This window comes from Devosia sp. ZB163 (assembly GCF_028613635.1).
GTDB lineage: Bacteria > Pseudomonadota > Alphaproteobacteria > Rhizobiales > Devosiaceae > Devosia_A.
On record NZ_JAQRMY010000001.1, the window covers coordinates 654,915 to 669,414 of the forward strand.

Genomic DNA, 14,500 nt, shown 5'->3' on the forward strand with positions numbered 1-14,500 from the left:
TAGACCAACAGGCCCGAGCTAGCAGCTCCCGATCGGGATGTACTCGAACAGGGTTCCGCCGCTGCCATCAGGGCCGCAGATCACGTAGTAGAGCACCCCGTTGCTCCCGCATTCGATGATCCTGGCCACGGCCGGATCGGAATAGACCACCCTCGTGTCGCCCTTCGGCCCCTTGGATGGGACTGCAGTGTTCCCTTCCTTCATCGCGAGCACGGCCTTGCCGTCCTTCAACTCGATCCGGCTGTTCTCCACCGTTCTGAGGACGAAATCGAAGATCGCGTCGGATTGCTGGCCAGGGGGATCCGCGACCTCCACGAGCGCCAGCCGATGGTTGGCATTGGGCGTCGGGCCGGATGGAGGCATCCCCTCCGGCTGGGCGGTTGCGCCAATGATGTTGCCGTCATCGTCGTGCACGATTGAGAGGATCATTTGCTGCTCACGGGCTATCGATGCTGATGTAGATGCTGAAGCCTTCGATCGGGTTCTGCCCGCAGTTCTGATACGTGGCGTGCACCTGGGTGTGGCTTTCACTGCCGCCGACAGGTCCGACGAAGGGCACGCTCGCGATGTTCACCGAATGCACGAGCATGTGCTGCTGGCGGTGCTGGTAGTTGCTGCCGGGCAGCCGCGTCCACGGGATCGGCGTTACCGAGATCGCGCCGCCGACATTGTCGCCGATGCCGATCCAGAAATAGAAGTGCTGGCCGGGCGGCAGGCCCTGAGGCCCGATCCAGACCCGCATATCCAGCCGCCACGGGCCGATAACCTGGGTTGCCAAGGCGCACCTCCTCACTCGCTGACTACGAACAGGCGTCTCGCTCGCGCACCACAGCTGGTTGTCGCTCTGGCGGGGCAGGACTGAACGTTGCAGGCAGCCGCCCTCCGCAGCAATTGACTCAATTGCGCAACGATTTCGATAAATCGTCGTGCAGGACAAATATTCGACAAAGTAAAGTGCTTGCAGAGGTCCTCTGCGTTCGCGGAGGCGGCGATATATTACTTATGAATCAACGAGTCGTGCGCGCTATATACGGTACTTTGCTCATACTTATAAGTAGTATGGCGGAAACGTGCGTGTTGATCTGCTCGGTGCGGCATGTACTTGGCCACGTGGCGCCGGGACCCTCAAGTCGTGAGGCGTGAGCGCGCGCAGGTCTGTCGCCTTGCTTCATGCGCCACTAGTCCAGGACCGTCCGGACCATGTCGGCCAACTCGTCTCTGCTGTAGGGTTTGCCAAGCAGATGGATACCCTGATCGAGGCGTCCCTCGTGCACAAGGGCATTCTCGGCGTAGCCGGAGGTGAACAGGACCTTCAGGCCGGGTCGAATTGCGATAGCTTGCTTTGCAAGTTCCTCCCCGCTCATGCCGCCCGGCATCACGATATCGGTAAAAAGCAACGTGATGGCGGAATTGGTCACGAGCATGTGGAGGGCCTGGTGGCCGGCGGCGGCCTGCAGAACGGAATAGCCAAGGTCTTCCAGCAGTCCGGTGACGTGGTGGCGGACCAGTGCATCGTCCTCCACGACCAGGATCACTTCGCTACCGCCCCTGACCCTGCGCGGCCGAACACCCTCAGGGATCGAGGGGGGCTGCTCAAAGGATCGCTGAAAGCAGAGCCGTACCGAAGTCCCCTGTCCCAAGGTGGAGTTGAGGCGGACATGACCGCCCGACTGCCTGACAAAACCATACACCATACTGAGTCCCAGCCCGGAGCCCTTGCCCACCTCCTTGGTCGTGAAGAAGGGTTCGAAGACGTGCGGCAGTACCTCAGGCGCGATTCCTGCCCCGGTGTCAGTCACGGTGAGCACGACATAATCCCCCGGCGTCATGTCGCCGATGATGGCCGCTTGATTGCTATCAATCGTTGCATTGGCCAGTTCTATTGTCATGCGACCGCACTCCCTCATTGCGTCTCGGGCATTGATCGCCAGATTGAGCACCGCGGTTTCCAGTTGCGTCGGGTCGACCTCGGTCATCCACAGACCTGTCGGTCGGACGATGTTGATCTCGATGTGTTCGCCGAGTGTGCGATGGAACAACGCTTCCATCGAGGCGATGAGGGTGCTCAGGTCCACCACCTGCGGCTGCAGAGGTTGCTTCCGGGCAAATGCCAAGAGGCGACTCGTGAGGTCCGCCCCCCTCTGGGCAGCCGTCAGGATCATTTCGGCGAGAGCACGCGTCTGGTGCCGGTTTGCCTGATCCTCCGCCAGCAGCTCGGCATTTCCGAGGATGACCGTCAGCAGATTGTTGAAGTCGTGCGCGACGCCTCCCGTCAGCTGACCCACAGCTTCGAGCTTTTGCGCCTGCCGCAGGCGATCCTCCAGTTCGCGCTGACGTGAAACATCGAGCATGCTGCCCACCATCCGGATGGCCTTGCCGTTGCCATCGCGAATGACGAAGCCGCGGTCGACGACGCTGAGCGCATGCCCATCGCGGTGAAGGAATCTATACTCACTGACCCAAGTCCTTTCAGTGCCGTGGATCACCGTTTGAATGCTGTCGAGGACACGGCCGACATCTTCGGGGTGTATGCGGGTTGTCCAGGATTCGGGGCCCGGCTCAATGGAGGCGGGGTCGTGGCCGAACAGCGTTCTGAGGTTATCGTTCCACCACAGGTTGTCGCCGACGAGGTCCCAGTCCCAGATCACATCATTGGTGGCCTGCGCGACAAGCAGGAACCGTTCATTGCTGACACGCACGTCCTCCTCGGCCCGCTTGCGCCTGGAAATGTCACGGAAGTAGACCGCAAGTCCTTCCGGTGTGGGGTGGGCATCGACGTCAAACCATTTCGCCAGCGGCGGAAAGTACTCCTGGAATCGCACGGAGCGGTCATCCGCCATCGCCCGCCGATAGCTGGTTTCGAACATGCTCCCCACCGTTTGGGGAAACTCATCCCAGATGGTCCGGCCCTCCAGATCCTGGTGCCTGCGCCCCAACAGCATCTGGGCCTCGCCATTAAGGAACGAGAACCGCCAGTCCTTGTCGAGCAGAAAGAAGGCATCGCTGATGCTCTCGAGGGTTTGGCGCAGCCGACGCGACAGGGCGTCGGCATCATGGCGCATGGCGACCAGGTGGGAGATGTTCTGGAACGCCCCCTCGACGGCCACGATGGCTCCTGCATCATCGCGAACGGCTTCGCCGATCGAGCGAACCCAGAGGCGGTTCCCCTTCGCCGTGACCAACTCCAGCACCTCATCGAACGGCCTGCCGCGTTCGACACAGTCGGCGAACGCCTTGCGGATTACCGGCTGGTGCTCCGCCGTGTAGTAGCTCAGGGCCTTGTCGGCATCGGGCGAAAAGTCCGGCGGCTCTTCGTGAATCTCTGCCGTTTCCGCGCTCCAGCTCAGCCGTGTCGGATGGAGATCGACACGCCATCCTCCAAGGCGTGCAATACGGCTCGCGATTCGTCGTAGGCTGGCAGTCTCGGCCTGCCGCGGCCCTGCCGTTTCGCCGGTGTCCTGTTCCGTGGCGACCGGCTCCCGGGGTAGAGAATCCAGGGACTGGAGTGCGCTGATTGGGTGCATTGGGTTTCCATCTGTCTACCCGGCGGATCTTCTGCGGCTGCTGCGCTATTGCCCGCCAACCATGGCACCGACCGGAGCTTCAGGCGCTGTCGGACCAGGCAAGCGCGAGGGGGGCCGCCATGGGACGGCCGATGAAATAGCCTTGGGCGGCGTCGCATCCCAACTCGCGCAGCCGCATGTACGTGTCCAGATCCTCGACGCCCTCCGCGACCGTGGTCATCCCCAGTCCATTGCTCATCCCGATGATGCCCGCAACGATGGCCTGCGCCTCACAGGAATGGCACAACTCGGCAACGAAACTGCGGTCGATCTTGATTTCCGAGAAGGGCATCCGGGCCAACTGCACCAGCGACGAATAGCCCACGCCAAAATCGTCGATCGAAAGCTTCATGCCCATCAGCCGCACCCGGGTCAGGACGTCGAGGGCGGCTGAATCGGGCTCGACGGCGCCGCTTTCGGTCACCTCCAGGACAACCCGATCCGGGGTGACGCCGTACTGCGAACACGTGCGGCCAATGAATCGGATTATCTGATCGTCCTTCAGACACTGCGCCGGAACATTAATGGCTACCGAGTGGGGCGCAGAGGGGAAATTACTGCCCAGCCACTGGAGCGAACGATCCGCGATGACCTCAGTGAGCCGTGCTGCCTGACCCGTTTGCTCTGCCAGGGGGACAAACGTGTCAGGACTCCAGAGATTGATTTCGGCACGGGTCCAGCGCGCCAGTGCCTCGTACCCGACGAGACTACCATCGCTGCACCGCACCTTGGGCTGAAAGACGGGGCCGATTTCTCCGTGTTCCAGCGCGTGCTTCAGATCGCGGCTGGACGGCGTCGGCCGTGGTTCCGCCGGGACCAGATGGAACTGGGGAGCAGCGCAGCCCACTTCGAGGAGAGTGGCCAGAGCACTCCGGCTGAATGGCTTGGACAGGGCACCGGCAAGCGATAGACGGTGCAGCCTGGCTGATCGCTGCGCAGCGTCGAGCACCCGGCGATCGACGCCGCTGACAATGATCAGCTTCGCTTCGCAGCCCATCTCGCCGAGGCGCTGGATGACTTCCACACCATCGAGGCCCGGCATCACGAGGTCGAGCAGAATGTGACTGGGCGCCCATTCCGCGACCCGCTTGAAGAAGTCGGCGGCTGTGCGGCAATAGAAGGCGCTGGCACCAACGGAGCCGGCCATTATCCGGACGGTATCGCCAACGAGTGGATCATCGTCGAGGATCAGCAGTCTCAAGGCCGAACCCGGGTGTCCAGCTTGCGGCACGGAACTGTAGTCAGGCATGGACGCCTTCTTTGCTGAGGCTCGACATAAGGTTATCCGGTTACACGCTTCGGGAAGGTGAGCGGCTGAAGGCGGGACGGCGCGCGCGGTACGTCCTGCGAAAGGTGAACGGCTGTGCCGCTGACGTACGAAAATCCGCTCTCAACGGCCGCAAGGGCCAGCCCGATTGTGTTGGCGTTGTGGGCGAAGGTCCGCAATCCGTTGCGCTTTGCGAACTCCCAGAACTGCGGTCCCAAGGTCTTCAGGTTGGCGTTACGCAGTTGCCCGACCGACAGATTGCACGAGAGCGCCCACAGTGGCTCCGGATCTAGAGAAGGCAGAAAGCTGGCGTTGCCGTTCACCTGCAGTGTCAGGGAGGGACTGACGGTGCTTGCAGCGAGAAGCATACTGTTCAGTTGATCGACGTTAGGGCGAGCAGGCACGTTCGTGATTTCCAGCTTCACGAAGGGAGTGTAGACCTCAGGGATACTGGCCAGCAGCTTGAGGTACTCTCGCCTGGTCGCACTGCGGGCGAGCGTTTGATAGCCCACCGGGACAAGTAGGGTGGCGACGTTGCTCCCCCGGCCATGGCGGTGCAGCATCTCGATCGCCCTGGTTAGTGCAAGGCAGTCGATGTCGGCTAGCGTATCGACCATCTGATCGGGATCGGCGATTGCCTGAAACTGGGATAGTGTAGTGCAGCCCAGTGATAGGTCGAGAACACACCGATTAAGGTTCACCATGGCGCGCTCGGGGTCCCACACCGGAGCAAAGAGCAGCTGGAAATCCTTCAGCAGCAGGCGGCGATAGTTCAAGATTGCCCGATCCGCTTCCAGCCGCATGCCACGCAGGGTGAACACGAGGCGGTCAGCGAGGCTGCCCGTGCTTTCCGCAAGAGTCGCGAGATCGATTTCCGCGACGTATTGCTTGACGGTCAGGCTCGATGAAAACTCAGGGAGTTCGGCCAGCAGTTCTTGCTTGATCTCTCGTGCAATCTGCTTGGCTCGACCGGTCGCGGCGTCCGGGCTGAGCTTGGAAAAGCAGACGAGGAACTCGGTGTCGCCTTGCACTTCCAGAAGGTCCGAATCGGAGATTCGCCGCCTGATGCCCTGCTCGGCAAGTTCGCTCGCTCGAGCCGCGAGGCTGGCCCACCGCTCTCCCAGCGCCTCCTTGATTTCGTCCAGCCCGATGAGTTCGAAACTGCCTGCTGTCAGCGATTGCGGAGCGGGGCCCTTGGTTCCAGCAAAGCTGCTAATGCGGTCGTCGCTGGGGGACGGCGAACGACCTGGCACGTGGTCGGCAACGGTTGCCGGCGGAGAGCCGGGAACTTGAGGCTGCTGCCCTCCGGCAGGGAGAGGTCGCGGCGAGCTCGTTCTATGGAAGAACGTTCTTATGATGCTGAATACGGTCATATCTGACGCACAAGCGCTACCCCTTGCCCGGCTACCCTTGGGCGCAACTGATTAACGAACCTCTATCCCGCTTGCGCAGAAAACGCCTAAGCCCACACTCAGAGAACCGACACCACCGTCGACAGCCAGAACCCCACCGCCGCGGCGTTTCAGCAGCTCGGCCGCCTACCAATGATTGCGCTCTGACTCGCAGTTGGCGAGAAGAGAAGAATCCCGAACACCCGATCAGCTTGGAGAATAGCCAGCGTGGGTCCAGTTCGAGTGGTGGTATTTATGGATGGCCGCTCGGAGGCTTGACCCGGAAAGCCGAGGAGGTCTTTCGGCCAACGATATCGGTATGAGGGCTATCACCCGCCGGCAGGTCGAGCACAGCGAACACTTGGCCTTTATTCTTCGCCAGCAGCTTAACCGCCTTCATCTCGAAGGACGTGAGATCGCCGCATGACTGACGTTGAGCGGCGATCCCGAGTTCGGTCGCTGAGCGCTACGGAATGAGGCCGCGCCGCTGTAGCCAGCTTTTTCCGCGGCTCGTGATGTGGCAACGCTGCTTGTCGCCGCCCATTACCAAACGTTCGTCCCATAGGATTTGAAACTCGGGCCTGTCCGCAATTGGGGAACCTACCTCTCGGGACAGGCGAATGAGTTCATCGATGGCGTTCTGCGTAAGCTCATACTCAGCCGACATCGCTCGACAGCGACCTCAGATTGCGAACCACTCGCTCCAGGCGCAGGCGCCACGCCTCAAGATGAGCCAGTATCTTCGTTCGGGCCTCGCTCGGGGATGAGCCGCGGATGGCCGCTATTTCGGCGTCGACAAGATCGAGGGAACACTCCGCCTCCACTAGCGCCCACGGATCCGCGATCTTGTTCTGCTTGGCATCGAATGCCTCCTTCTCAAGCCGGGACACGTCCAACTGCCAGTCGAACAGCAGCTCTTCGCCGGAGGAGGATGTGCTAAAGTCTTTCATTTCAACACCTACCAAGAGCGGCCCTTGATGGAAGGGCCGGACAGCATCGCTGCCTGGTCGATCTCGTTGTCCAGCCGCGCCATGGCTTCGAACAGGCTGTCAATCGTCACCGTCACGCCGCGGGCACAGCGAAGCGACGGCGCCCCACTAACCGCATGCACATCCGAGGCCCAATATGACAGCAGGGCCTTCTTGCGACTGGGCGAGAGCGCAGGATCCTCAACGATGTCGGCGGCGCGCCAGTATCCGACCAAGTCGCTGTCGCTGACGTCGTCGTCCTCTGCTGTCTGGCTCGGCCACTGCCATCCGTTCGCGACGGCAACATAGCTTGTGTTCGTGTCATGCCCGTCGACCTGCCGCTTTGTTGCGAGCAGACCAGCTCGCCGGGCAGCGTCGATAACTGCCCGGCGAGCGACCTCTGCGTCGACCAGTCCCTCGATGGCCGACTCGCAGAGAGCCTTGGCCTGCCGGTAGTGAGCCGTGCGAGCAGCTGGCCAGTGCAGATCAAGATATTCGTGTGCCTCACAGGCGCTCCTGGCCTGGAAGCTACCAGCGTGGTGGAGCCTTAAGGACACCGGTTGGGAAAATGGTCGATTTGCCATCACTCTCTCCGATCGTCTGAACAAAGCGATGCGGCAGGCGCCGCGAGAGGGAAGGCGGCAATGCACCGCCCTCCCTTCAATCGTTTCACGCCACCTCCGCAACTGCGTCAACCAGAGGCCGCGTTGGTGTCGGTGGCGGGGCCCCCGCCGGCGCGGGCGGAGGATAGTCGTCGTCATCGTTGCCGCGCCTTCGAGTCAGCCAGGGCTGGAGAGGCCGCTTTCCCCGCAACGCAACTTTGTGCTCGAGCTCCGAGCTATCGTACTCATCCGAGGGATAGACGCTCACTGATCTTCTCCATGCTCTCGTCCTCCCGGTTGGCACCAGGTGGTCGCGTCCCTAAATCGAACGTTGGGGAGATCAGGCCGCAGTGCGAGCCGGTTGCTCGATTTGCTTGGGCTCTTGCCCGCTTGGACCCCGGGAGCCAGAGGCGTCTCCGATCGAGATACGCCGGGGCTTCAACTGCTCGGGAACCTCGCGCACCAGACTGATCGACAGCAAACCGTTCTCCAGCGAGGCACCCTCCACTTTCACGTGGTCAGCCAGACTGAAGGTCTGCTTGAAACTCTGGTTGGCGATTCCCTGATGCAGATACTGCCGCTTCTCGTCGTTTCCCGACTTTGAGCCGGTTACCAGAAGCGCGTTTCCCTCCTGGGTCAGCTCGATCTCGCTGGCCGAGAAGCCGGCAACCGCCATGCTTATGCGGTAGCGATCCGCGTCGAGCCTTTCGATGTCGTAAGGCGGCCAATCTGGACGGATGCTACTATCGAGCATGTCGAACAGGCGGTCGAAGCCGACGGTGGAGCGATAAAGAGGTGCGAAGTCGAAGGTTCTCATAGCCACATTCTCCTTAGAGCAACATAGATACGAGGGACGGACCCATTGCCGGGCCACCCCGATTCTTCCGGCCCCGAAGGCGCCGGTGCCTTCGATCTAGGTAGCGCATCGCGACCGTCAAGAGCCCCAGATCATCTTTTTTCGGTCAGCACCACAGCGCCTCGCGCGCCCAGCGGGTGAAGGCTTGCGGATCCCTATGCAGACCAAAACTGACTCCTGCGGCCCATATGGTTCGACCAGGTTCTGAGCGGTCGCGCTGTTGAAGCAACTGGCTACGCTTGTGCGGGGAGCGGCACACACTGATGAGGCCGCGATCCTCACTTCTCTAATGGAATGGTCGACTGGTTCAGGCGTTCGGACTCGGTTCTGAAACTGGCGAGCGCTACGGTCGCAACCTGGCGACGACGTGCGTCGCGAACTTCCAGCCATACATCTTCCCAGTCATCAAAGGTCGCCTGATCGACCAGTAACTGGGCATCGCGAAGGGCCCAACTCCATGCTTGCGCCAGCCCGGCAAGTTCCACGCCGACGTGGTCCTCGTAGACTATGTTCGCCCAGCGCACATCAAAGTAAAACTCGCCCATAGCCCATGCATAGGACAATGGGCCCAGGCCAGACAAAGCTTATCCGAGTGAGTAAACTGAGGGACTGACTACTTCGCCCCCACCAGCTATCGATCCTGGCTCTCACCGAGCTGGCAGTAGACCGGGCCAGGCCGTCCGTTCAGTGCGCCCGCCGCATTGCGATCAGATCAGTCGGTTGGATCAGCCGAGCATGTGCCACCGTAACCGAGTGGATAGGACCCTCGATCTTCTCCTCCCAGAACGCCAGAAAGCCAGCAAGCAACGGAAACTCCGGGTAGGTGTCGTAACGCTGCCAAACAAACTCCTGAAAAAGAGAGCGATGGTCGGGCATCCGATAAACGATCTGCGCCGTGGTGAGCCCGTAGCCGACAGTGGTTTGCGTATCGCGGAACCTGGACATTCAAAGAACCTCCTAGAGCTGCCAGCGCTCAGATTGATGTCAATCGGCTGAGATTTCAAGGCCGTAGCGAGGCCTCGGAAAAATCTGATCAGCCCCTCTTGAACGAGAAAATCTCCGCTCCTAGCTGTTTTTTGCCTGGGCGCGGGCGCGTCCGGGCGACACTCACATCGTTGCAACTCAATGGAGGAAGCTTTGACGAAGTTCCGTCCTTTGCATGACCGTGTCGTGGTCAAGCGCATCGACGCGGAGCAGAAGACCGCCGGGGGAATTATCATCCCCGACACTGCCAAGGAAAAGCCGCAGGAAGGCGAAGTCGTGGCAGTCGGGCCAGGCGCCCGCAACGAGCGCGGCGAGCTCGTGGCCACAGAACTGAAACCGGGTGACCGGGTCCTGTTCGGCAAGTGGAGCGGCACCGAGGTCAAGCTCGATGGCCAGGAGCTCCTGATCATGAAGGAAAGCGACATCATGGGCGTGATCGAGCCCGTCGCTGAAGTCAAGAAGGCCGCCTGAGGCCTTCGCCAACCCAGAGTCAAATCTCGTTACGTCTCAAGGAGTGACGACAAATGGCTGCTAAGGAAGTCAAGTTCTCCCTCGATGCCCGCGACCGTATGCTGAAGGGCGTCGACACCCTCGCCGATGCGGTGAAGGTGACCCTCGGCCCCAAGGGCCGCAACGTTGTGATCGAAAAGAGCTTCGGAGCTCCTCGCATCACCAAGGATGGCGTGACCGTCGCCAAGGAGATCGAACTCTCCGACAAGTTCGAAAACATGGGCGCCCAGATGGTGCGCGAAGTCGCCAGCAAGCAGAATGACCTCGCCGGCGACGGGACGACCACGGCGACGGTGCTCGCTCAGGCCATCGTCAAGGAAGGTGCCAAGGCGGTTGCCGCGGGCATGAACCCGATGGACTTGAAGCGCGGCATCGACCTGGCCGTTTCGACGGTGGTTGCCGAACTCAAGCAGAACGCCCGCAAGATCACGTCCAACGACGAGATCGCCCAGGTCGGCACCATCTCGGCCAATGGCGAGACGGGCATCGGCAAGATGATCGCCGAGGCGATGCAGAAGGTCGGGAACGAGGGCGTCATCACGGTCGAGGAAGCCAAGACTGCCGAGACCGAGCTCGACGTCGTCGAAGGCATGCAGTTCGATCGGGGCTACCTCAGCCCGTACTTCGTGACCAATGCCGAGAAGATGCGGGTGGAGCTCGAGGATCCCTACATCCTCCTGCACGAGAAGAAGCTCTCCAACCTGCAGCCGATGCTGCCCGTGCTCGAAGCGATCGTGCAGACCGGAAGGCCCCTGCTCATCGTGGCCGAGGACGTGGAAGGCGAAGCGCTCGCCACCCTCGTCGTCAACAAGCTCCGCGGTGGACTGAAGATCGCCGCAGTGAAGGCACCGGGCTTCGGTGATCGCCGCAAGGCCATGCTCGAGGACATCGCCGTGCTCACTGGCGGCAACGTCATCTCCGAGGACCTCGGCATCAAGCTCGAGAACGTCACCCTCGACATGCTCGGTACCGCCAAGAAGGTCACGATCGAGAAGGAGAACACCACCATCGTCGATGGCGCCGGCTCCAAGACCGAGATCGAAGGCCGCGTTGCACAGATCAAGGCGCAGATCGAGGAGACCACCTCGGAATACGACCGTGAGAAGCTGCAGGAGCGTCTCGCCAAGCTTGCCGGCGGTGTGGCGGTTATTCGCGTCGGCGGATCGACCGAGGTCGAAGTCAAGGAGAAGAAGGACCGAGTCGACGACGCCATGCACGCGACCCGCGCGGCAGTCGAGGAAGGTGTCCTGCCGGGTGGCGGCGTGGCCCTTCTGCGAGCGACCAAGGCTCTCGAAGCCCTCAAGCCCGACAATGCCGATCAGCGCACCGGCGTCGACATCGTACGCCGCGCCATCCAGTGGCCTGCCAAGCAGATCGCGCTCAACGCCGGCGAGGATGGCTCGGTCATCGTCGGCAAGCTGCTGGAGAAGACCGACTATTCGCACGGCTGGAACGCCCAGACCGGCGAGTATGGCGACCTCTACAAGTGGGGCATCATCGATCCCGCCAAGGTCGTCCGCACCGCTATCGAGGATGCCGCCTCCGTCGCTGGCCTTCTGATCACCACCGAAGCGATGATTGCGGAGAAGCCGAAGAAGGAAGCTCCGCTGCCGGCCGCGCCCGGCGGCATGGACTTCTGAGTTGCGAAGGGCCGGTTCCAACCGGCCCTTCCTTTATTGTGAAGCTCGTTCTCGCTTGCTCCCAGGAGTACCTGCTCTCAACGTTCGTCGTACTCTACGACCGCTTCGGACCTACGCCGGTAGCGGCACCAGCATAACCGCAAGTCCCATGCCGCCGCAGACGGCCAGCGTCCACGTGATGCCCACCTTGAGGCGGAACAGGCAGACGCCTGCGACAATGCTGAGCGCCACGGCCGCCAGGTTCACTGTCATCAGGTTCGGGGTGGCGACCGATACCGGCCCCGCCGTGAACGTGCCGACCTCCCGGAACAAGACATGCAGACCGAACCAGATGGCAAGGTTGAGGATGACTCCCACGACCGCCGCCGTGATGGCGCTGAGTGCGCCGGACAGTTCGCGGTTGGACCTGAGCTTCTCGATGTAGGGACCGCCGAGGAAGATCCACAGGAAGCAGGGCACGAAGGTGACCCATGTCGTTAGGGCGCTGCCCAGCAGCCCCGCCAGCAGTGGGTCGAGCCCCCCGGGATCACGATAGGCCGCGAGGAATCCGACGAAGCTCAGCACCATCACGAGCGGGCCGGGTGTCGTCTCGGCCAGAGCCAGACCGTCGACCATTTCGCCCGGCCGCAGCCAGCCGAAGTTCTGCACCGCCTCCTGGGCGACGTAGGCCAGCACGGCGTAAGCTCCCCCGAAGGTCACCGTTGCCATCTGCGAGAAGAATACCCACAGAGTACCGAACGTGCTGGACCAGCCGAGCGCAGGCACGATCACCAGCAGCGGAGCGATCCACAGCGCAACCCAAACAGCGGCCGTTCGGAGCGTCGATGCGAGGGATGGGTGGGGCTTGGTGAAGTTCTCTCCGATGACAGAGGGCAGGTCGGGCGCCGCCGCCTTGTGCTTCGGTGGCGAGAAAAGTGCAGGGTTGATCCCGGTACCAATGAGGCCGATGAGCGCGGCAAGCAGGACAACCACCGGGAACGGCACGCTGAACGCGAAGAGGGCAACGAAAGCCAAGATCGCTATGCCCACCATCACACCGTTCTTCAGTGCCCGGCGGCCTACCCTGACGACCGCTTCGATGACGATCGCGAGTACGGCCGCTTTGAGCCCGAAGAAAAGGCTCGCCAGCCATCCCGCTTCGTGGAAAAGCGCATAGAGCGCCGACAGTACGGAAATGACCACGAAGCCGGGGATGACGAAGAGGGTTCCGGCGATGATTCCGCCTCTGGTGCCGTGCAGCAGCCAGCCGACATAGGTCGCCAGTTGCTGGGCCTCGGGACCGGGCAGCAGCATGCAGAAGTTAAGGGCGTGAAGAAAGCGGCTCTCTGCAATCCAGCGCCTCTCCTCGACTAGTTCCTTGTGCATCAGGGCGATCTGGCCCGCTGGCCCGCCGAAGCTCAGCAGGCCGATCTTGGCCCAGACCCTGGTGGCCTCGGCGAGCGTCGGAGCTCGGGGCGCGAGGTCGGGAGGCGTCGCCACGTTCATCGGGCTGCCTTTCCGCCCGGCCACGAGTGGGTCTCGTCGGTGGCGTCCCGCGCCCAGAGCGGTAAAGGGCATCGTAGATGCTCAGCCCCGCTTCGAGCTGCTCGAGGTCGTCGGCGTGGAGCCGGGAGAGACCCAGCGACACCGCAAGGAGTCCCGCCGCCTCGGGCGCGAGGTCTAGCCGGTCGGTGTCCGCCCCCCGGACGATCTTGGCGATGGTCGTTAGCGGCTCCGTCACCAGACCGAACTCCTCGACCATCACGTCGAACGTGCAGAGCTCTCCCCGGTGGCTCCAGAAAGCTCCTTCGACATCGAATGGCGTCGCCCCGAAGCGGTCCGCGACCGCGCTGACCTCGGACGGAGCGACGAACAGGAACACCGCAGACGGGTCGACGAAGCGTCGGATCAGCCAGGGGCAGGCGATGCGGTCGATCTTGGGCCGCGATCGGGTGACCCAGACGGTCGCACCGCTCGCGCTGCGCTTCGGCATGGTGCCAAGCGGGATCAAGGGAAGACCGGCATCGCGCCACCCCTCGAAGCCGCCTTCGACGACCTCAGCATCGGCCCCGTAGTGGCGCAGCCAGGCGGCGACTCCCTCGGCCAGCGCCTTGCCGTGCTGGCAGGTAACGGCAACGGTGCGCCCGGCATAGTCCAGAGCCCAGCTGTCGGCGGTCTCGTAGGGCAGGCATAGCGAGGTTGGGATCAGCCGCTGGTCGGCGGCGATGGCATCTTGCTCGCGCACGTCGATGATGACGGGGGCTTTGGGAGTGCCGAGGAGGCGGGCGAGTTTTCCCGGCGAAATAGAAGCATATGAGGGCATGGTGCGTCCTTTGAGGTGTCGTTGGACGCGAACTTCGGCGTGACGCCTCGTGGGGAGGTCGCAGTCCCCATGGCAATAGTGATGCCGTGCCGTGGCCGACTATGTCAATCGAGAGTGTCTGCTAGTGATGCGGTGGACGGCTCCTCCGCCGGCATCGCGATGTGCCACGTGGCGGTGTGTCGAGGACCGCACGAGAGGAGGCGCCCATGGAGGAGATTGGCATAATCGGATTGGACATCGCGAAGTCGCTGTTCCAGGTCCATGCCATCAGCGCTGCCGGCGAAGTGATGGTTCGCAAGAACGATCGAGCCCTTGTCGGCCGAAGCGGCGGCGATGCCGATCAGCAGTCGCAGCCCGCAACCACCCGACCGGCCGACAAAGGGCACTTCGGGATGTGTCTTGAGCCTCGACATGACG

The 14,500-nt window shown here is 62.2% G+C and carries 14 protein-coding genes and 1 pseudogene; 2 read left to right on the forward strand and 13 right to left on the reverse strand.

The genetic code is table 11. The annotated features are described in order from the left end of the window. Window positions 1-18: 18 nt before the first annotated feature. From PRN20_RS03320 to PRN20_RS03365, 10 genes are all read right to left on the reverse strand, one after another. Window positions 19-429: a hypothetical protein gene (locus PRN20_RS03320; protein ID WP_273955632.1), complete on the reverse strand. Its 411-nt coding sequence runs from the start codon at window positions 427-429 to the stop codon at window positions 19-21. Between the two features lie 7 nt (window positions 430-436). Then, a complete protein-coding gene (locus PRN20_RS03325) occupies window positions 437-778 on the reverse strand; it encodes a hypothetical protein (protein WP_273955633.1) in 342 nt (113 codons plus the stop codon). A 400-nt stretch (window positions 779-1,178) separates the two neighbouring features. Further along, on the reverse strand, window positions 1,179-3,524 hold the full coding sequence (locus PRN20_RS03330) for a hybrid sensor histidine kinase/response regulator (RefSeq protein WP_273955634.1): 2,346 nt from the start codon (window positions 3,522-3,524) through the stop codon (window positions 1,179-1,181). Window positions 3,525-3,603: 79 nt separating this feature from the next. Continuing rightward, a complete protein-coding gene (locus PRN20_RS03335; RefSeq protein WP_273955635.1) occupies window positions 3,604-4,812 on the reverse strand; it encodes an EAL domain-containing response regulator in 1,209 nt (402 codons plus the stop codon). Between the two features lie 32 nt (window positions 4,813-4,844). After that, window positions 4,845-6,203 carry a hypothetical protein gene (locus PRN20_RS03340; RefSeq protein WP_273955637.1) on the reverse strand — a complete coding sequence of 453 codons (1,359 nt, stop codon included), beginning with the start codon at window positions 6,201-6,203 and terminating at the stop codon, window positions 4,845-4,847. A 674-nt stretch (window positions 6,204-6,877) separates the two neighbouring features. Continuing rightward, the gene (locus tag PRN20_RS03345; protein WP_273955638.1) at window positions 6,878-7,171 is read right to left on the reverse strand and encodes a hypothetical protein; all 294 of its coding nucleotides are present in this window, start codon (window positions 7,169-7,171) and stop codon (window positions 6,878-6,880) included. Window positions 7,172-7,179: 8 nt separating this feature from the next. Beyond that, window positions 7,180-7,773, reverse strand: coding sequence for a DUF982 domain-containing protein (locus tag PRN20_RS03350; RefSeq protein WP_273955639.1), 594 nt, complete (start codon window positions 7,771-7,773; stop codon window positions 7,180-7,182). A gap of 358 nt (window positions 7,774-8,131) precedes the next feature. Continuing rightward, a complete protein-coding gene (locus PRN20_RS03355) occupies window positions 8,132-8,608 on the reverse strand; it encodes an Hsp20 family protein (protein ID WP_273955640.1) in 477 nt (158 codons plus the stop codon). A gap of 317 nt (window positions 8,609-8,925) precedes the next feature. After that, the gene (locus PRN20_RS03360; protein ID WP_273955641.1) at window positions 8,926-9,192 is read right to left on the reverse strand and encodes a DUF6894 family protein; all 267 of its coding nucleotides are present in this window, start codon (window positions 9,190-9,192) and stop codon (window positions 8,926-8,928) included. Between the two features lie 139 nt (window positions 9,193-9,331). Continuing rightward, window positions 9,332-9,592, reverse strand: coding sequence for a protein usg (locus PRN20_RS03365; protein WP_273955642.1), 261 nt, complete (start codon window positions 9,590-9,592; stop codon window positions 9,332-9,334). 180 nt (window positions 9,593-9,772) lie between these two features. On the opposite strand from PRN20_RS03365, the gene groES reads away from it, so the two are divergent. Beyond that, window positions 9,773-10,102 (forward strand): co-chaperone GroES, encoded by a 330-nt coding sequence (groES, locus tag PRN20_RS03370; protein WP_443112523.1) that lies wholly within the window; start codon window positions 9,773-9,775, stop codon window positions 10,100-10,102. A 53-nt stretch (window positions 10,103-10,155) separates the two neighbouring features. Next, window positions 10,156-11,781 (forward strand): chaperonin GroEL, encoded by a 1,626-nt coding sequence (groL, locus tag PRN20_RS03375; RefSeq protein ID WP_273955644.1) that lies wholly within the window; start codon window positions 10,156-10,158, stop codon window positions 11,779-11,781. A gap of 111 nt (window positions 11,782-11,892) precedes the next feature. Here the strand turns inward: groL and chrA are convergent, their stop codons facing one another. The 3 genes and pseudogenes from chrA to PRN20_RS03390 form a co-directional block, all read right to left on the reverse strand. After that, window positions 11,893-13,266 (reverse strand): chromate efflux transporter, encoded by a 1,374-nt coding sequence (gene chrA, locus PRN20_RS03380; protein WP_273956769.1) that lies wholly within the window; start codon window positions 13,264-13,266, stop codon window positions 11,893-11,895. After that, window positions 13,263-14,083: pseudogene (locus PRN20_RS03385) on the reverse strand (chromate resistance protein ChrB domain-containing protein). Before PRN20_RS03385 ends, chrA begins: the two are co-directional and overlap by 4 nt. A gap of 104 nt (window positions 14,084-14,187) precedes the next feature. Continuing rightward, the gene (locus PRN20_RS03390; RefSeq protein ID WP_273956799.1) at window positions 14,188-14,496 is read right to left on the reverse strand and encodes a hypothetical protein; all 309 of its coding nucleotides are present in this window, start codon (window positions 14,494-14,496) and stop codon (window positions 14,188-14,190) included. Window positions 14,497-14,500: the final 4 nt, after the last annotated feature.